This window comes from Halorubellus salinus (assembly GCF_020567525.1).
Classification (GTDB): Archaea; Halobacteriota; Halobacteria; order Halobacteriales; family Natrialbaceae; genus Halorubellus; species Halorubellus salinus.
Window position 1 is genome coordinate 802838 of sequence record NZ_JAJCVI010000001.1, and the last position, 17256, is coordinate 820093.

General features: G+C 67.1%; 19 protein-coding genes and 2 tRNA genes. 6 read left to right on the plus strand and 15 right to left on the minus strand.

Annotated features, from left to right (window positions below):
- The 9 genes from LI336_RS04025 to LI336_RS04065 all read right to left on the minus strand — a co-directional run bounded on the left by LI336_RS04025 (position 1) and on the right by LI336_RS04065 (position 3810).
- Complete coding sequence (locus LI336_RS04025) at positions 1 to 396, minus strand: 30S ribosomal protein S9 (RefSeq protein ID WP_227131339.1); 396 nt, start codon at positions 394 to 396, stop codon at positions 1 to 3.
- A complete protein-coding gene (locus LI336_RS04030; RefSeq protein ID WP_227131340.1) occupies positions 390 to 827 on the minus strand; it encodes a 50S ribosomal protein L13 in 438 nt (145 codons plus the stop codon). The genes LI336_RS04025 and LI336_RS04030 overlap by 7 nt, the downstream gene beginning before the upstream one ends.
- Positions 824 to 1174: a 50S ribosomal protein L18e gene (locus tag LI336_RS04035; RefSeq protein ID WP_227131341.1), complete on the minus strand. Its 351-nt coding sequence runs from the start codon at positions 1172 to 1174 to the stop codon at positions 824 to 826. Before LI336_RS04035 ends, LI336_RS04030 begins: the two co-directional genes overlap by 4 nt.
- 30 nt (positions 1175 to 1204) lie before the next feature.
- A tRNA-Leu gene (locus LI336_RS04040) sits at positions 1205 to 1289 on the minus strand.
- A gap of 174 nt (positions 1290 to 1463) precedes the next feature.
- Positions 1464 to 2210 (minus strand): DNA-directed RNA polymerase subunit D, encoded by a 747-nt coding sequence (locus tag LI336_RS04045; RefSeq protein WP_227131342.1) that lies wholly within the window; start codon positions 2208 to 2210, stop codon positions 1464 to 1466.
- 5 nt (positions 2211 to 2215) lie between these two features.
- Positions 2216 to 2608: a 30S ribosomal protein S11 gene (locus LI336_RS04050; RefSeq protein ID WP_166037127.1), complete on the minus strand. Its 393-nt coding sequence runs from the start codon at positions 2606 to 2608 to the stop codon at positions 2216 to 2218.
- A gap of 1 nt (position 2609) precedes the next feature.
- Positions 2610 to 3131, minus strand: a complete 522-nt coding sequence (locus tag LI336_RS04055; RefSeq protein WP_227131343.1) for a 30S ribosomal protein S4 — start codon at positions 3129 to 3131, stop codon at positions 2610 to 2612.
- Positions 3131 to 3652 carry a 30S ribosomal protein S13 gene (locus LI336_RS04060; RefSeq protein WP_227131344.1) on the minus strand — a complete coding sequence of 174 codons (522 nt, stop codon included), beginning with the start codon at positions 3650 to 3652 and terminating at the stop codon, positions 3131 to 3133. The genes LI336_RS04055 and LI336_RS04060 overlap by 1 nt, the downstream gene beginning before the upstream one ends.
- Before the next feature lie 74 nt (positions 3653 to 3726).
- Positions 3727 to 3810 (minus strand) — tRNA-Ser (locus LI336_RS04065).
- 349 nt (positions 3811 to 4159) lie between these two features.
- Here LI336_RS04065 and LI336_RS04070 point away from each other — a divergent pair.
- From LI336_RS04070 to LI336_RS04085, 4 genes are all read left to right on the plus strand, one after another.
- Positions 4160 to 5455 carry an ABC transporter substrate-binding protein gene (locus LI336_RS04070; RefSeq protein WP_227131345.1) on the plus strand — a complete coding sequence of 432 codons (1296 nt, stop codon included), beginning with the start codon at positions 4160 to 4162 and terminating at the stop codon, positions 5453 to 5455.
- A 24-nt stretch (positions 5456 to 5479) separates the two neighbouring features.
- Positions 5480 to 6490 (plus strand): carbohydrate ABC transporter permease, encoded by a 1011-nt coding sequence (locus tag LI336_RS04075; protein WP_227131346.1) that lies wholly within the window; start codon positions 5480 to 5482, stop codon positions 6488 to 6490.
- Positions 6487 to 7383 (plus strand): carbohydrate ABC transporter permease, encoded by an 897-nt coding sequence (locus tag LI336_RS04080; RefSeq protein ID WP_227131347.1) that lies wholly within the window; start codon positions 6487 to 6489, stop codon positions 7381 to 7383. Before LI336_RS04075 ends, LI336_RS04080 begins: the two co-directional genes overlap by 4 nt.
- Positions 7384 to 7444: 61 nt before the next feature.
- Positions 7445 to 8605 (plus strand): ABC transporter ATP-binding protein, encoded by a 1161-nt coding sequence (locus tag LI336_RS04085; RefSeq protein WP_227131348.1) that lies wholly within the window; start codon positions 7445 to 7447, stop codon positions 8603 to 8605.
- 159 nt (positions 8606 to 8764) lie between these two features.
- Here LI336_RS04085 and LI336_RS04090 read toward each other — a convergent pair whose 3' ends face one another.
- The 4 genes from LI336_RS04090 to LI336_RS04105 form a co-directional block, all read right to left on the minus strand.
- Positions 8765 to 10603, minus strand: coding sequence for a PH domain-containing protein (locus LI336_RS04090; RefSeq protein WP_227131349.1), 1839 nt, complete (start codon positions 10601 to 10603; stop codon positions 8765 to 8767).
- A gap of 2 nt (positions 10604 to 10605) precedes the next feature.
- Positions 10606 to 11070: a PH domain-containing protein gene (locus LI336_RS04095; protein WP_227131350.1), complete on the minus strand. Its 465-nt coding sequence runs from the start codon at positions 11068 to 11070 to the stop codon at positions 10606 to 10608.
- 119 nt (positions 11071 to 11189) lie between these two features.
- Positions 11190 to 12170 (minus strand): flap endonuclease-1, encoded by a 981-nt coding sequence (gene fen, locus LI336_RS04100; RefSeq protein WP_227131351.1) that lies wholly within the window; start codon positions 12168 to 12170, stop codon positions 11190 to 11192.
- A 123-nt stretch (positions 12171 to 12293) separates the two neighbouring features.
- Positions 12294 to 13037 (minus strand): class I SAM-dependent methyltransferase, encoded by a 744-nt coding sequence (locus LI336_RS04105; protein ID WP_227131352.1) that lies wholly within the window; start codon positions 13035 to 13037, stop codon positions 12294 to 12296.
- 127 nt (positions 13038 to 13164) lie between these two features.
- On the opposite strand from LI336_RS04105, the gene LI336_RS04110 reads away from it, so the two are divergent.
- Positions 13165 to 14349 carry a cystathionine gamma-synthase gene (locus tag LI336_RS04110; protein WP_227131353.1) on the plus strand — a complete coding sequence of 395 codons (1185 nt, stop codon included), beginning with the start codon at positions 13165 to 13167 and terminating at the stop codon, positions 14347 to 14349.
- A 116-nt stretch (positions 14350 to 14465) separates the two neighbouring features.
- On the opposite strand, the gene LI336_RS04115 is transcribed toward LI336_RS04110, so the two are convergent.
- The gene (locus tag LI336_RS04115) at positions 14466 to 14651 is read right to left on the minus strand and encodes a hypothetical protein (RefSeq protein ID WP_227131354.1); all 186 of its coding nucleotides are present in this window, start codon (positions 14649 to 14651) and stop codon (positions 14466 to 14468) included.
- Between the two features lie 504 nt (positions 14652 to 15155).
- On the opposite strand from LI336_RS04115, the gene LI336_RS04120 reads away from it, so the two are divergent.
- Positions 15156 to 15608: an acyl-CoA thioesterase gene (locus tag LI336_RS04120; protein ID WP_227131355.1), complete on the plus strand. Its 453-nt coding sequence runs from the start codon at positions 15156 to 15158 to the stop codon at positions 15606 to 15608.
- A gap of 55 nt (positions 15609 to 15663) precedes the next feature.
- Here LI336_RS04120 and LI336_RS04125 read toward each other — a convergent pair whose 3' ends face one another.
- The gene (locus LI336_RS04125) at positions 15664 to 17157 is read right to left on the minus strand and encodes a TrkH family potassium uptake protein (protein WP_227131356.1); all 1494 of its coding nucleotides are present in this window, start codon (positions 17155 to 17157) and stop codon (positions 15664 to 15666) included.
- Positions 17158 to 17256: the final 99 nt, after the last annotated feature.

The window sequence follows — 17256 nt, forward strand, 5'->3', positions numbered from 1 at the left end:
TTAGCGGTAGGACTTCTGGTAGCGCGCACGCGCACCCGGTCCGCCCCACTTCTTGGGTTCGGACTGGCGCACGTCGTTCACGAGCAGCGACCGGTCGAACTCGCGATACGCGTCGCGAAGCTCCGCGTCGCCGCTGTGCTGGACGATACCGCGCGCGATCGCCGTGCGGACGGCGTCCGCCTGTCCGGCGAACCCGCCACCCTGCACGGAGACGTCGACGTCGACGTCGTCACGCACGCCGTCGACGATGCGGAACGGCTCCAGCATCTTCAGGCGAGCCATCTCCGGCTCGACCAGCTCGACGGGCTTGCTGTTGATTCGGACGCGACCCTCCCCGTCGGAGACGGTCGCCCGCGCGATAGCGGTCTTCTTCTTCCCGGACGTGTTCGTTACCATGTGACGTTAGCACCCAGTTGCTCTGAGACCTCCGACAGCTGGAGGAACTTGATGTTCGACAACCGATCGAGCGACGTCCCGTCGAGGACCTCGCTGTCGTCGTCGAACGGATTCCCGACGTAGACGCGGACGTTCGAGAACGCCTCGCGACCACGGTCGGACTTGTGGGGGAGCATCCCACGGATGGACCGCTTGAAGATGCGGTCCGGTCGCTTGATCGTCGCCGGACCCTGGTCCGACCCAATCTCCGCGCGCTTGCGGTACGTCGACATGATGTCGTCCTCGTTACCGGTGATGACGGCATCCTCCGCGTTGACGACCGCGATGGACTCGCCGTCCAGCGACCGTTCCGCGACCTGCGACGCGACGCGACCCAGGATGCAGTTACGGGCGTCGACGACGACGTCCGCGTCGAACTCGGACGTGTTCATCGGATCACCCGCACGTTGCTGCCCTCGGGGTTCTGTTCGATAGCCTGTTCCAGTTGGAGCGTCTCGCCTACCTGCTCGATCTTCGTCTCGGCAGACGACGAGAAGTCGACCGCCGCGACGGTGACCGACTTCTGTAGGGCGCCGCTCCCCAGGACCTTCCCGGGGACGACGACCGTCTCGTCTTCCTGCGCGTACCGCTCGATCCGCCCGAGATTGACCTCCGCGTGCGTGCGGCGGGGCTTCTCGAGGCGATCGGCGACGTCGCTCCAAACGTCGGCGTCATCTGTACGAGACACCGACTTCAGCTCGGCGATGAGACTGCTGAGCCTCGGATTCGTCTTACTCATGACTTTCCTCCTGAATGTGAGAAGAACGGATGCAGGGAGCAGGATTTGAACCTGCGGACCTCTACAGGACAGCGCCCTGAACGCTGCGCCGTTGGCCTGACTTGGCTATCCCTGCGCGTGCCCTCGTAGGCACCTGTCTGTTCCGTGCCCCCCTTCAAACCACTTTCGATTACGGCGGACGAACGGGGGACGGCGCCACGGTCGGCGTCGTCACTCCCGGCGTCGGTCGACGGTCGACCGAGCGTTCGTCCAGCCGTCAGGGTGTGATTGGAAGGGGTCATAGTTTACGTTATAGCGATACTGCGTCTTCGAGTTCAGCGGCGCGCGCGTCGAGCGACTCGACGGCGCGCGTGAACAGCTCCTCGACGGACATCGACCCGTCCGTCTCCACGCTGAAGACGAACGCGTGCTCGACGTCCTCCACCGCGACCTCCTGGTCGGGATACCGGTTCGTGAGGTCGTGGTCGAACTCCTCGGTGTCGACCAGCTCGTCACCCTCCTGGATGACGCCACGGTAGATCTCGGGGTCGACGTCCTCGAACTCGCCACGGTCGCCCACGGTCTCGACGCGCTGGAGGTGTCGGTACCCCACGGACACGCCGCCCTGGTGCTTCGCGTGGTCCTTCCCAGTGCTGAGCACTGCGTCGGCCTCCAGTTCGAGCCGCTGCCCGTCCTTGAGGTCGATGATCGGGACGTTCTCCTCGGCCGGCTGGACCATCTCGTCCGACGACACGATGTCGCCGGAGTACGCGGTCGCGGGCCCCGAGACGTCAAGCGAGAGCGTCACGACGTCGTCCTCGTCGAACTCGTTCGGCGGCGTCGACAGTGGAACGAGTCCGAGCCGCAGCGCGATCTGCTCGTCGAACATCACCGACGAGTTCTCGATGAAGCGCACCTCGTCGATCGCCAGCGTCGGCACGTCCGCGATCATCGCGCGACGGATACCGTTGGCGAACGCCGGGGTGACGCCACGTACGAGGAACTTCGCGGACCGTTCCTCGCGTTCGATGAACTCGACGTCGTATTCCTCGTCCATGCTTGTTAGAATCCGCCCTTGCCCTTGGGGGCTCGGGAGCCGTCGTGCGGGATGGGTGTGACGTCCTCGATGCGACCGATCTCGAAGTCCTCGCGAGCGAGTGCGCGGATCGCTGCCTGCGCACCCGGCCCCGGGGACTTCTGGAGGTTCCCGCCAGGTCCGCGAACGCGGACGTGGAGGCCCTCGATACCGGACGCACGGATCTCGTCAGCGAGGCTCTCGACCATCTGCATCGCCGCGTACGGCGACGCCTCGTCGCGGTTCTGCTTGACAGCAGTCCCGCCAGAGGACTTCGCGATGGTCTCGGCGCCCGTGAGGTCCGTCACGGTCATCACGGTGTTGTTGTACGATGCGTGTACGTGGGCGATGCCCCACTTGTCGTCTTCTTGCTCTGCCATGTTACTGACCCTCCGCGCGTTCGGGGTGGAGTTCGTCCGCGAGCTCGCTGTTCTCGTCGAACTCGATGGCGTCCTCCTCGTTCACGTAGACCGTGTACGACGGTCGCGTGACGCGAGCGCCGTTCACGGTGACGTGCCCGTGCACGATGAACTGTCGCGCCTGCTGGGTCGTGTTCGCGAGACCCTTGCGGTACGCGACGGTCTGGAGTCGGCGCTCGAGGAGGTCGTTGATCTCGAGGCTCAGGACGTCGTCGAGTTCGTCGCCGTCGTCGAGCACGCCGATGCGCTTGAGTCGAGCGAGGAACTCCTCGTCCTCGTCCTCCGCACCCTCGTCCATCTGCACGGACCCGAGCAGGTCTCGGGCCTCGCGGCGGAACGAACGGAGCTGGGACTGGACGCGCCAGAGCTCTTCCTTGTTCTTCAGGCCGTACGTGTCGACGAGACCGTGTTCCTCGGCGATGCGCTCGCCCTGGAACGGGTGGTTCGGCGTCTCGTAGCCCTTGGTGTTGTTCCCGGTTGCCATTATTCGTCCTCAGCCGCTGCTTCTTCTTCGGCCTGTTCTTCGCGGATCTCTTCGACGTTGACGCCGATGGTACCCTCGGTGCGGCCGGTGGACTTCGTCCGCTGGCCGCGGACCTTCTGTCCGCGCTTGTGGCGGATGCCACGGTACGCCTCGATCATCTTGAGGCGGTTGATGTCGTGGCGGCGGGACATGTTGAGGTCGTTCCCGACCTCGTGCGTGGTCTCGCCGGAGTAGAAGGCCTTCTGGCGGTTGTTGAGCCAGTCCGGGACCTCGTCGGCGTAGTTCTCGACGGTTTCGACGACGGCGTCGATGTCGTCGTCGTCCAGTCGGCCGAAGGTGGCCGTCCGGTCGACCTCGGCCTCGTGGGCGATGATTCTCGCCGTACGTCGCCCGATACCGTTCATCTCGATGAGCGACCGCTCGACGGACTTCGTGCCGTCGAGGTCTGTCTGGCCGATTCGGACGAAGTAGCGAAGGTCCTCGTCGTCCTCGGTGTCGCCCTGTGGTTGTTCTTCGCTCATGTGTTGCGTGTATGGAGTGCTGATGCACTCTCGGTTGAAGTTCCACGACCAGCCTGGTGTGGTGTGGAATCCGACGTCGTGGCGGGGATTTGAACCCCGGAGGCTTACGCCACAGAGTTAGCAACCCTGCGCCTTGGGCCAGGCTAGGCTACCACGACATGCTGTCTATCGTCGCCCTCTCGGACTCGGGGCCGATGCCCCTGCATCGATTGCACTCCCTGATACTCCGGTCCTATACTTAAGCCCCACGGAACGCGGGCCGACTGTGTCCGGTTCCCACGCGGTCGTTGGCTGGCGTCGGGTGGCGATTCGAACCGGTAGCGCGTGCTGGTGTGCGGTGGTTTTTGTGCGGGGATGCGCTGGGTGTTCGTGTGCTGGGGTCAGCGTGGTCGCGGCCGCGACGCGACCGACCCTGGTTATTCACTCGGTCTCGAATAAATTTGGGGAAACCTTAAGTGATGCGCGTAGTTATGCATGGGTGAGTCTCTCACAGAGACGCGTGGTGGCATGACAGAACACGACAACACAGCAGACGTCTCCAGACGCACCGTCCTCAAGACGACCGGCGCAGCCGGCGCAGCGGGCCTCACCGGACTCTCGGGCTGCCTCAGCAGCCTGACCGGCGGCACCTCGACCGTCGAACTCCTCCACGGGTGGAGTGGCGGCGACGGGAAGGCCGCGTTCGACTCGATGCGCGAAGGCTTCGAAGAGGAGTACCCCGACGCCGAACTCAACGTGCAGGCGATCGGCGGCTCCGCGAACACCTCGCTCAACACGAAGGTCCAGCAGCGCGTGAAGAACGACGACCCGCCGAGCTCGTGGGCCGACTGGCCGGGCGCGAACCTCCAGCAGTTCACGGACGCCGACGCGTTCGGCGACATCGGTGACTCCGTCTGGACCGACGAGGTCCGCGACGCGTACCTCAAGGGCCCGATGGACGCCGCGAAGGTCGACGGGACGTTCGTCGCGGTGCCGACGAACATCCACCGCATCAACAACCTGTTCTACAACAAGTCGGTCGTGGAGAGCGCGGGCGTCGACCCCGCCTCCATCGACAGTCCGAACGCGCTCGTCGACGCACTCGAGACCGTCGAGTCCGAGACGGACGCCGTCGGGTACGCGCACTCGCTGAAGGGCCCGTGGACGAGCCTCCAGCTGTTCGCGACGGTCTTCATCGGCCAGCACGGCTCCGGCGCGTACGACAAGTTCATCAACGGGAACGGGAAGAAGGCCCAGGTCGCGAAGTCCCTGGAGACCCTCGCCTCGTACGCCGAGTACATGCCCGACGACGCCTCTTCCATCAGCTTCCAGGAGGCTGGGACGATGGTCCAGAAGGGGAACGCGGCGTTCATGCATCAGGGCGACTGGCTCGCCGGGATGTTCCAGGGCAGTGACTTCGAGTTCGAGGCGGGCTGGGGTCACGTGCCGTATCCGGGCACGGAAGGCGTCTACCAGCTGAACATGGACTCGTGGGTGTACCCGACGAACAACCCGTCGCCGGAAGGCACGAAGAACTGGCTCAAGTACTGCGCGTCGAAGGACGCCCAGAAGCGCTTCAACAAGCAGAAGGGTTCGATCCCGCCGCGGAGCGACGTCTCGATGGACGAGTTCCCGGCGTTCCAGACCCAGCAGTTCGAGGAGTTCACGAACTCCGACAGCCAGCCGCCGTCGCTCGCGCACGGCCTCGCCGTCCCGAAGGCACAGCTCAGCGCGCTCTCGACGGCGCTCAGCGACAAGTTCGATCACACCTCCGACACCGTGGACGCCACCGCGACGGCGTTCATGAGTGCCGTCGGGAACTAAGGCGGCACACCGACGCCCTCATTTATGCGTGATTTAGCAAGAGACGCGAAACGCCTCGTAGGTCGCTTGGGAAGCGCCGAGGACGAGGTCCGCGCGGACGGCGGTGAGCCCGTCGATACCCAGGGAAGTGGCCCGATAGCCGCGCTCAAACGGAACCTGGCGAACCAGCAGTTCCGGGAGTCGATGCCGTTCTGGCTGCCGGCGTTCCTGCTGATGGCGTTGTTCGTGTACGGCGCCATCATCTGGAACTTCATGCTGTCGCTGACGGACCCGGTCGGGCTCGGCTCGCCGGATTACTCGGACCTGGACTTCGACATGTACGTCCAGGCGTTCACGAGCGATTCGTTCGTGAACGCGACCGTGAACACGTTCGTGCTCCTCGTCGCGTTCACGCTCGTGTCGCTCGTGCTCGGGCTCGTCGTCGCCATCCTCGTCGACCGCAACATCCGCTTCGAGAACACGTTCCGGACGATCTACCTGCTCCCGATGAGCCTGTCGTTCGTCGTGACGGCGCAGTTCTGGCTGTGGATGTACAACTTCGACAACGGCGTCGTGAACCTCTTCCTGGACGTCCTGCCGTTCGTGGACAAGGTCCGCTGGTTCTCGAACCCCGAGTTGGCGTTGCCGGCGGTCATCTTCGCGCTCATCTGGCAGTTCAGCGGGTACACGATGGTCGTCTACCTCGCCGGCCTGCGCGCGATTCCGACCGAGCACTACGAGGCCGCTCGCGTCGACGGTGCGAGCACCTTCAAGATGTACTGGCGCGTCATCGTCCCCCAGTTGAAGGGGTCGACGATCTCCGCGACGGTCGTCCTGATGGTGTTCGCGTTGAAGGCGTTCGACTTCCTGTACGCGCTCCGCGGCACGTACCTGCCGTACAAGGGGACTGACATCCTCGCGACGCTGATGATGCGCGAAGCGTTCAGTAACGGACACTTCGCGTACGCGGCAGCGATCGGCATCATGCTGTTCGTGCTCGCGCTCGGCGTCGTCGCGCCGTACCTCACCTACCAGTACCGGAGTGGTCAACTATGAGTACCGAGACAGTCACGCCGGAGGAGACCGACGTCGGCGTCGACACCGAACGAGTGGCACTGTACGCGGTCCTCGGGGGACTGGTTGCGTTCTACCTCCTCCCGATAGAGACCGGGTTGATGACGTCGTTGAAGGCGGACCCGTTCTCGAGCGCGCCGTTCCTGCCGCCGGTCGAGCAGTTCACGACCGCGAAGTACGCGCGAGCGTTCGACGCGCTCGGGCACGGGTTCGTGAACTCGTTCCTCCTGACGATCCCGGCGACGGTACTGTCGGCGCTCATGGGGAGTATGGCGGCGTACGGGTTGACGAACGTCGACTGGAAGGGACAGGTCGGTATCCTGGCGTTGTTCATCGCGGGGATCTTCATTCCCTACCAGGCGGTCCTCATCCCGGTGTCGAAGTTCTGGGGGAGTATCGTACCCCTGGAGACGTGGTTCGAGCCCGTCTGGCTGCTGACGCCGGGCATCGAGCAGTACCACTTCAACGTCCTGGAGCTCATCATCACGCACGTCGCGTACGGGCTCCCGATCTGCACGCTCCTGTTCCGGACGTTCTACCTCGACCTGAACGACGAGATGATCGAGGCGGCGCGACTGGACGGGGCGAGCATCGCCCGCATCTATCGTCGCCTCATCCTGCCGCTGTCGGGGCCGATGTTCGCGGTCGTGCTCATCTACCAGTTCACGCAGATCTGGAACGACGTCCTGTTCGCGCTCGTCCTCGTCGGGAGTGGCGACGGTGCGATGGTGACGGTCGTGCTCGCACAGCTCGGGAACAACCTGAGTAGCGTCGGTATCGGCCTGAAGATGGCTGGGGCGTTCCTGACGGCGCTCCCGACGCTGCTCGTGTACATCTTCTTCGGCGAGCAGTTCGCGGAGGGGATCGCGACGTGACCCGGAATCGCACCGTCGGCAAGTGGTTCCGCGCGGAGACGAACGACAGGAGTGATTACGTATGGCAGAACTGACGCTCGATAACGTTAGCAAGGTGTTCGTCGAGGATGACGGGAACCACATCGTGGCGGTCGACGACGTGTCGGTCGACATCCGCGACGGTGAGTTCCTCGTGCTCGTCGGTCCGTCGGGGTGTGGGAAGTCCACGACCCTGCGGATGATCGCTGGCCTCGAGACCATCACGGACGGCGAGATCCGCCTGGGTGGTGAGGTCATGAACGACAAGGAGCCCAAGGAGCGCGATATCGCGATGGTGTTCCAGTCGTACGCGCTGTACCCGCACATGACGGTGCGGGAGAACATGGCGTTCGGCCTGGAGGAGTCCACGTCGATGGGTGACGACGAGATCGACGAGCGCGTGTCGTCGGCGGCATCGATGATGGGTATCGAGGAGTTGCTCGGTCGGAAGCCGCGCGAGCTCTCGGGCGGCCAGCAGCAGCGTGTCGCGCTCGGTCGCGCGATCGTCCGTGACCCGGCGGTGTTCCTGATGGACGAGCCGTTGTCGAACCTGGACGCGAAGCTGCGGTCGAAGATGCGGACGGAGCTCCAGCGCATCCAGGAGGACCTCGGCGTGACGACGGTGTACGTGACGCACGACCAGACGGAGGCGATGACGATGAGTGACCGTATCGCGGTGCTCGACGACGGCCGCCTCCAGCAGGCGGGGACGCCCCTGGAGTGCTATCACGAGCCGTCGAACGAGTTCGTCGCGGGGTTCATCGGCGATCCGTCGATGAACTTCTTCGACGTGGAGGTCCAGGGGAACCAGTTGCGTGCGGCCGACTTCACGTACCCGGTGAGCGACGAGACGCTCCAGGAGATCGGTGACCGCACGAACCTCCGGTTGGGGATCCGGCCGGAGGACGTGACGTTGTCGACCGATGGCGCGACCGGCGAGCACGACTTCGAGACTGTCGTGGACGTCGTCGAGCCGATGGGCGACGAGAACAACGTCTACCTCACGTTCGACACGGGTGGGGAGCCCGACGAGGACGACGAGACGTTCGTCGTCACGGTCGGCGGGATGCAGCAGGTCGAGGCCGGACAGCCGGTCACGGCGCACATCCCGGAGGAGGCCGTGCACCTGTTCGACGAGTCGTCCGGCGAGGCGGTGAAGAACCGGTCGCTCGAGCAGGTCGAGACGCTCGGCAAGCACGTCTGACCCGGTCGTCGCGTCTTTTCTGTCGTCGGTCGCTGGGTAGCGGTGAGCGATGCGTCGTCGGTGGTGACGTCGTTCGCGCCGGGGAGTGTGTCGTTCGCGTCGAGAAGTGCGTCGTTCGCGTCGAGGAGTGCGTCGTGGCAGCGGTGTGCGGGCGGGGTGTCAGTCGGACGTCGGTGTCGCGCCACCGTGGTCGTCGGGGCCGTCGCCGCCGTCGACGTGGTCGCCCGGGGGTTCGTCGGCGTGGTCCCCGCCGAGGTGCGCTTGCAGTCGGTCCCTGAGTTCGTGCTGGAGGCGGTCGACGTCGTCGGCGTCGAGGTCGTGGGCGGTCGGCGACGACCGCGAGAGCGTCGCTGAGCTGGCGGTGTCGGCGACGAGCGACGCGAGGTGCCGGCGGCGCTGGAAGACGGTGGCGGAGCCGACGACGGTCTGGAGCCGGTAGTAGGGGACGACGTACGTGCGGCGACGCCAGAAGCCGGTGCGGACGACGACGTGGTCGTCGCGGACGGCGTAGCCGCGATGCGCCCACTTGAGGTGAGCGGCGGGTGGGACCGCGAGGAGTGCGATCGCGGGGACGTACCAGAGCGTGAACGACGGGTAGAGTTGCGCGCCGGCGTACGCGACGGCGACGGCGGCGAGGACGACGAGCGAGTACCGGACCGCGTAGCGTTCGCGAGCGCGCTTCGGTGGGCGCTCCAGTCCCGGGTCGTCGTACGCGAAGAGGTCGTCGGCGAGGTCGAGGACGCGGTCGCGCGTGGCGACCGGAACTGCGGCTTGCGTGCCGGCGTTCCCGCCTCCACCGGCGTACCCGGCAGTCTCGACGTCGAGCGCGGCGTACCCGAGCCAGCGCATCGGCGCGGTCTCGCGGACGGTGAGCGTCTGTATCTTGTCCGTCGGGATCGAGCCCGAGTACCGCTGGAGGAGACCGCGCTCGTAGACGAGGTCGTTCCCGCGACGGCCGAGTTCGAACTCGTAGTACTCGAGGACGGCGAGCGCCGCGGAGAGGACGTAGCCGCCGACGAGGACGAGCGGGCCGGCGACGCCGCCGAGGACGAAGTACTGGTCGGGCGTCACCACGTTCGGGTCGAGGCTCGCGGGGCCGCCGAACGGTTCGGCGGCGGCGAGCAGGACGTTCGTCGCGACGTCGCCGGCGAGCGGGAATCCGACGAGGATGAACAGGAGCGACCCGAGCTGGAAGTTCGTCGCGGCGAGCACGAGGAGGTCCGCGAACCTGAGCGCGAGCAGTTGGTCGTAGTCCTCCTCGTCGTCCCAGACGCCCGCGGGGTCGTTCCAGTCCTCGGCGCCGTGGGCGAGTGCGTCGTCGTGCGCACCGTCTTCTCCGAGCGCGTCCTCGCGGCGCGCCCGCGACGTCTCGTCCGCGGTCGCCGCCGGTTCGTCCGCGACCGAGTCCGCAGCGGTCGTCTCCGCGTCGGTCGGGCCCGCGGTGGTCGCGTCGGCGTCGGTCGGGCCCGCGGTAGTCGCGTCGGCGTCGGTCGGCTCCGCAGCGGTCGCGTCCGCGCCGTTCGACTCTCGGAGGCGCGCGCGGCGTTCGCGGATGCCGCGCTGGATGGCGCGCGCCTCGTCGATGTCGACGACGGAGAGCGTCGCTTCGGTGGCGCCGCCGCCCGCGGTCTCGATGCGGACGACGGCGACGTCGAAGAGCTGGTGGAAGACGTTCTGCTGGACGTCGACGTTCTGGATGCGACGGATAGGTATCTCGCGTTCGGTGCGGCCGAGGACGCCGCGCGCGATGTCGAACGTGTCGGGCGTGAGTTCGTACGAGAACCGCCGGTAGGTGAGGTAGCCGTAGGTCGCGCCGACGGCGAGCCCGAGCGGTGCGAGGACGACGAGGAGGTCGGTCGCAGGCAGCTCGATGCCGACGAGGTCGCCGAGGACGTTCCCGCCGACGAACGCGAGGAACGTCGGGATGAGGAACCCGTTCACGCCGTAGGAGAGCACGCGGATGACCGCCGAGAGCGGGTGGAGGCGTTCCATCGACATGGCTAGACGGCGTCGTCGGGTTCGGCGTCGACGGCGAGTTCGCGGAGTTCGTTCCGGAGCGTGCGTGCGCGCTCGACGGTGAGGCCGGGGATGGTGACGTCGGCACCCCTGGAACCAGCCGTGTAGACGACGACGCGGGAGATGCCGAGTGCGCGGTCGAGTGGCGTGCGCTGGGTGTCGACGTGCTGGACGCGCACGTACGGGACGGCGGTGTCGACGTGCGTGACGACGCCGCGGACGAGGTAGATCGCGTCAGCTTCCAGGTCGAACCGCCAGCGGCGGTAGTGCGCGAACGCGTGTGCGACGCCGAGCACGGCGACGACGGTGAACGCGCCGACGACGAGCGGGACCTGCGGCAGCCACTCGAGCAGCAGGGTGGCACCGTACGCGAGACCGGCGAGGACGGCGGCGAGGATGAGCGCGCGCAGCGACCACTGCAGGCGGACGCGCCCGTGTAGCGTCTCCATACCTCGGCCGTCACGCCGGAGGGACTTGAAAACGCGTGCCTCGCGGCCGGTGCTCGCGACCGACCGGGTCCCGGGGCGGCGAGTCGGGTCGCGCGGCCAATGCCGGTCCTGCGGACGGGTCACGTCCAGTCGTCGAGCCCGGTCTGCGTGAGTGCGTCCTCGATGCGTTCGAACCCACGCGAGACCTCCTCGGCGGGGACCTCCCACTCGTCGCTGACGTACGCGCGGGCGGCGTCGACGTCCGGCGATATCGTGGTGTCGAACGCGTAGTCGCTCGTGACGTCCGGGTCGAAGAACAGCTCGCGGACGAGGTCGGCGTTCTCGACGACGACGTCCTCGTGCTCCATCACGCCCCAGAGGTCGCCGTGCTCGCGCACCGCTTTCAGGGCGGTCTTCGGGCCGTACCCGCGGACGCCGTCGTTGAAGTCGGTCCCGCAGAGGATGGCGACGTCGACGAGTTGCTCGCGCGTGAGGTCGAGGTCGCGCAGCGTCGCGTCGAGGTCCATGCGCTCGGGGTTGCCCTTGCTCGTGAGCTGGCGGAGCGTCACGGGTGCGCCGAACAGGAGCGCGTCGTAGTCCTCGGTGCCGACGTACTCGACGTCGCCGCGCGCGGCCATGTGCGCCGCCTGCGCTTCGCCCTCGGCGGGCGCTTCGACGACGGGGACGTCGAGGAGGGAGAGGAGTTCGCGGCTCGTCTCCTGGATGACGTCCGTGAGTCGCTGCGTCGCCGAGTCGAGGCGCGCGACCTCGGCCGCGTCGCCCTCCTCGCGGGCGTCCTCGAGGCGGTCCTCGAGTTGCTCACGCTGCTCCCGGCGCTCCGCGATCTCGTCCGCTTTGAGTTCGCTCGGGCCACCGTCGAACACGAACACGGGCGTGAGGTCGTGCTCGAAGAACTTCGGGAGCCCCTGCACGATCCCGACGAGGTTCGCGACCTCGTCGCCCGCCGCGGTGGTGTACACGGACTCGTTCGTGAACCGTACGGTCGTCGTCAGGTACCGGTACAGCCAGTTGTGCGCGTCCACGGCGACCACGCCCGGGTCGAGCTCGTCCCAGGGGACCTCCTCGATGGTCGCGAGGTCGCGCAGATCTGCGTTCCCCATTGTCGGGCAAGCGTACGCGACGGGGGACAAAGAGGCCGGGGTTCCGGGCGCGCTCGGTACCTGCGTGTCGTCATCGAACCGTTCCCGTCCGCCGCCCGACCTCCGAGATTCGTCGTCGCCGTGTCAGGACGACGCCGGTTTCCGGGCCGCGTAGACGACGGTCGGGGGGACCTTCGCCATCGCTTCGGGCTCGAAGCTCCCGAAGTCGTTCTCGTACGCCTCGGGGTCGCTGTAGCCGGGTTCGCGGACGGCCTCGACCTGGAACCCGGCGTCGGTGAGTCGGGAGACGGTGTCGCCGATGCCTCGCGCGTAGATGACCATCTCGGCGTCGAAGCGCTCGCTGTAGACCCGTCGCGGTTCGTCGTCGAAGTAGCTCCCCGTGACCTCGTGGGTCTCCGGGTCCACGGTCTTGTAGAAGGGATGGTCGACGCTGTAGACGAGTCGGCCACCGGGTTCGAGGACGCGATAGGCTTCTTCGAACGCGGCGTCGAGGTCGGCGATCCACTGGAACGCGAACGCGGAGAACGCGAGGTCGAACGAGGCGTCGTCGAACCCGTCGAGGTCGGTGACGCTCGTCTGTACGAAGTCGACGTCGGCGTCGCGCTCAGTAGCGTTCTCGCGAGCGTACTCGAGTTGGGCCTCGGAGATGTCGACGCCGGTGACGTCGGCGCCGCGCTCGGCGAGCGCGAGCCCGAACTGGCCGCCGCCACACCCGAGCTCGATCGCGCGTGTCCCGTCGACGTCGCCGAGCAATCCGAGGTCGTCGCCTTCGGGCGCGCCCGGCCCCCAGGCGACGGCGACGTCGATGTCGTTCGCCTGGAACGCGTCCGCCCAGGCGTTCCACCACTCCCTGGCGTCGTCCTTCATACGTCAGGTACGCGGAGTGGAGGAACAAAGACGTACCGTCGGTGTGAGAAGCCGTCACACCCCCAGGTGGCTGGCGGCGCGTTCGGGGAACGCAAGAGTCACCTGCGGGGCGCGCGACGCGTCTCTCATGACCGACGACCCAGCGGACGGTGACGCGGACGCGTTCCGGTTCGAGACGCGGAGCATCCACGCCGGCCAGGCACCCGACGAGGAGACGGGCGCGCTCATGACGCCGATACACGCGAACTCGACGTACGAGCAGGACGCCCCGGGCGAGCACCGCGGGTACGAGTACTCCCGGACCGGGAACCCGACGCGCACCGACCTCGAGAACAACCTCGCGAGCCTCGAGGGCGGCGAGTACGGGCGTGCGTTCTCCTCGGGGATGGGCGCCATCAACACCGTCCTGAACCTCCTCGAATCGGGCGACCACGTCGTCACCGGCGAGGACGTCTACGGCGGCACGCACCGCATCTTCACGCAGGTGTACGAGAAGTACGACGTCGAGTTCACGTTCGTCGACATGACGGACGTCGACGAGATCGCGGCCGCGATGCAGGACAACACCGAGCTCCTGTGGCTGGAGTCGCCGACGAACCCGCTGATGAGCATCGTCGACATCGAGGCCGCGAGCGACGTGGCGCACGACCACGACGCGCTCTGTGCGATCGACAACACGTTCGCGACGCCGTACCTCCAGCGGCCCTTAGAGCACGGTGCGGACATCGTGAGCCACTCGCTGACGAAGTACCTCGGCGGGCACAGCGACGTCGTCGGTGGCGCACTCGTGACGGACGACGAGGAGCTCGACGAGCAGTTCGGGTTCTACCAGAACTCGGTGGGCGCGACCCCGGGGCCGTTCGACTGCTTCCTCGTCCTCCGCGGGACGAAGAGCCTCCCCGTTCGGATGGACCGCCACTGCGAGAACGCGCGCGACCTCGCCGCGTGGCTTCACGACCACGACCACGTCGACGAGGTGTACTATCCCGGCCTCGAGTCGCATCCGGGCCACGACGTCGCGGCGAAGCAGATGGACGACTTCGGCGGGATGCTCTCCTTCGAACTGGACGCGTCGCTCGCGGAGACGAGCGAGTTCGTGAGCGCGACGCAGGTGTTCACGCTCGCGGAGAGCCTCGGTGGCGTCGAGTCCCTCATCGAGCAGCCCGCGCCGATGACTCACGCCGCCATCCCGCGCGAAGAGCGGCTCGAAGCAGGGTTGACGGACGGCCTGGTGCGCGCGAGCGTCGGCATCGAGCACGTCGAGGACCTGAAAGCCGACCTCCAGCAAGCGATGGAGTACGCGCTCGACTGACGTCCGGGTAGTCGCCGCGGGGCTCCCGAGACCCGAACGCATCGACGGCGTTTCGAGGAGGCGTCTCCGTCATCGTGTCGTCGTCGTTTCTACCGCTGGGCAAGCGTGTTCACCGGTCACGTGTCGCCCATCGCGGAGTATGTTGCCAGAGCGATCACTAGCGCCCCGGCACCTACAGCGATACTGACCGTCTCCGCTCGAACGGCTCCGAAACCGAGCAATACGACACCCAGGACCACCAATATCCCGGTGATAGCCGATCTCTGTCGTGGTGAGACCTCGGTCGAAGCGTCGTGGCTCATGAACGTAGCTATCGGGTAAACGCAAAAAATAGTTTTGTTGACTCGAATCGCTGTCTCTGTGGTTCGGTGACGGTTGTGGCGACGGGACGAGAACCGCTCGACGGGACGGTCGAGACACCGCTACGCGACGCCCGCGACCGCACTGATGGCCGGGACACGTGATGGTCCGCACGGCGACCGCACCGCAGCCTCGCCCTCCCCAGCCGACTCGACGCGACGCGCAACGCGGTCGCGTCTCGTCCTCGCACGGTATCGACGCAGCCGCGCTCCCCGCCGGTCGCGCGACTGCGACACCGCGCGCCGGCCGGTACTCGAGCGTTCGAATCGACCGAGTGGGTCGCGAACAGCCCGCGCGCCCGGGTTTCCCGGGTGTTCGCGCTACGGGCTCGGGTCGTGGGGGTCGCGCTACGGGCTCGGGTCGTGGCGTCGAGTGAGTGGGCGTGTTCTCCGTGCGGTGGGGTCGTCCCGACACCCTGAAGCGGCGGGCGCGTCTCGCCTCGAGGTATGCCCACGTTGATGGATACGCACATCCGGAATCGCCACATCGTGAATCCGAACGACGCGAACATCCTGGAGACCGCGCACGGGGGGAACGTGATGATGTGGATGGACGAGGTGGGGGCGATGAGTGCGATGCGGTTCGCGGGCCATCAGTGCGTGACGGCGCGCATGGACCAGACGAACTTCCGCGCGCCCATCCCGCAGGGGGACGCGGCGCTCGTCGAGGCGTACGTCTACGACGCCGGGCAGACGAGCGTGAAGGTGCGCGTGAAGGTGTTCCGCGAGAACCTCCGCACCGGCGAGACCGAGTTGACGACGGAATCGTACATGGTGTTCGTCGCGATCGACGAGGACCGCGATCCGGCTGAGGTCCCGAAGCTCACGGTCGAATCCGACCAGGGCGAGCGGTTGCGTCGAGAGGCGCTCGACGGCGACAACGGGAACGGCGACGACTGACCGCGCATCGCGGCGCGGGCCCCGCGTCCCTCGTGGCGGGCGACCGCGGAGCGGTTCAGGTCCGCCAGTACGAGGGCGTGAGGAGGACGAGCACGGGCACGATCTCGATGCGGCCGATCCACATGAGGAACACCATCGCGAGTTTCGTCGACCTGGGGAACGGCTCGTAGGATGCGAGCGGGCCGGCGATGCCGAACGCCGGGCCGACGTTGAAGAACGTCGCGGCGGCGGCGCTCATCGCTTCGAACTCGGTGACGGCGAGGCCGACCCGGGAGGCGTCGACGACGACGAAGACGGTGGCGAGGATGAAGAACACGAGACTGACGAGCGTGTACGCGTAGATGTCGCGGATGGTGTCCTCGTCGACGACGCTCCCGCTGAGGCGAACGGGGCGGACGACGCTCGGGTGCGCGGCCGTGAACAGGTCCCGGCGGAACGCTTTCAGGACGACCAGCCACCGCAGTGCCTTGATCGAGCACGTCGTCGACCCCGCCATCCCGCCGACGAACATCGACACGAACAGGACGTGCTTGGCTGCGGGCGACCAGAGGTTGAAGTCCGCGCTCGCGTACCCCGTCGTCGTCAGTATCGAGACCACCTGGAAGACCGCGTGGCGCACCGTCGCTTCCGTGGTCGCGAACGTCCCGTCGAGTGCGAGGACGCCGGCGACGGTCGCGGCGAAGAACGCGAGCAGGGCGACGTAGAACCGGAACTCGTCGCTCTCGCGGAGCCGCGAGAGGTCGCCCTGGAGGACGAAGTACATGAGGACGAAGCTCGTCGCGCCGAGCGCCATGAACGGGACCGTCGCCCACTGGACGGCGGGGGAGAACGCGGCGAGGCTCTCGCCGCGCGGCGAGAATCCGCTCGTCGAGACGGCGGTGAACGCGTGACTGACCGCGTCGAACGGCGTCATCTCGGGAGCCACGCCGAGCCAGTGGAGGGCGAGGAGGACGGCCACCATGACCGCGGTCAGGCCGATGTAGAGCCGGTAGAGGAGGCGCGCGGTCTCCGATATCCGCGGTGTGAGTTTGTTGACGTCGCGCGTCTGCGTCTCCGTCTCCATGAGGTGTGCGCCCCCGACGCCGAGCTGGCTGAGGACGGCGGTCGCGAGGACGAGGATGCCGAGGCCGCCGAGCCACTGGAGGACCGCGCGCCAGAGGTGGATGGCTCGCGAGTGCGTCTCGAAGTCGACGACGACGGTCGCGCCCGTGGTCGTGATGCCGCTGGTCGCCTCGAAGAGCGCGTTCGTCGGCGACGCGAGCGTGCCCTCGCCGGCGAGGACGAACGGGACGGCGCCGACGACGGCGATCGCGAGCCACGTGAGCGACACCATGAGGAACGCCTCGCGGCCGCGGAGGTCGCGTTCGTCCGCGAGCGATTCGAGTGCGACGCCTGCGACGACGGTCGCGGCCATGGTGAGCGCGAACGGCGCGAGCGCGCTCCCGTCGACGACGGCGAGCACGAGCGGCCCCGTCAGCGGCACCCAGAGCCACTTGAGGATGGTGCCGACGAGACTGACGCTGACGCGCCAGTCGACGCGGACCCTCATCGAGGCATCACGCTCGCGTGAGCGTCGAGACGGCAGCGATCCGCGTTCGTGCGAGCGCCACTGACACGCACCGGGTTCGTGCGATGGCCGGGACCGACA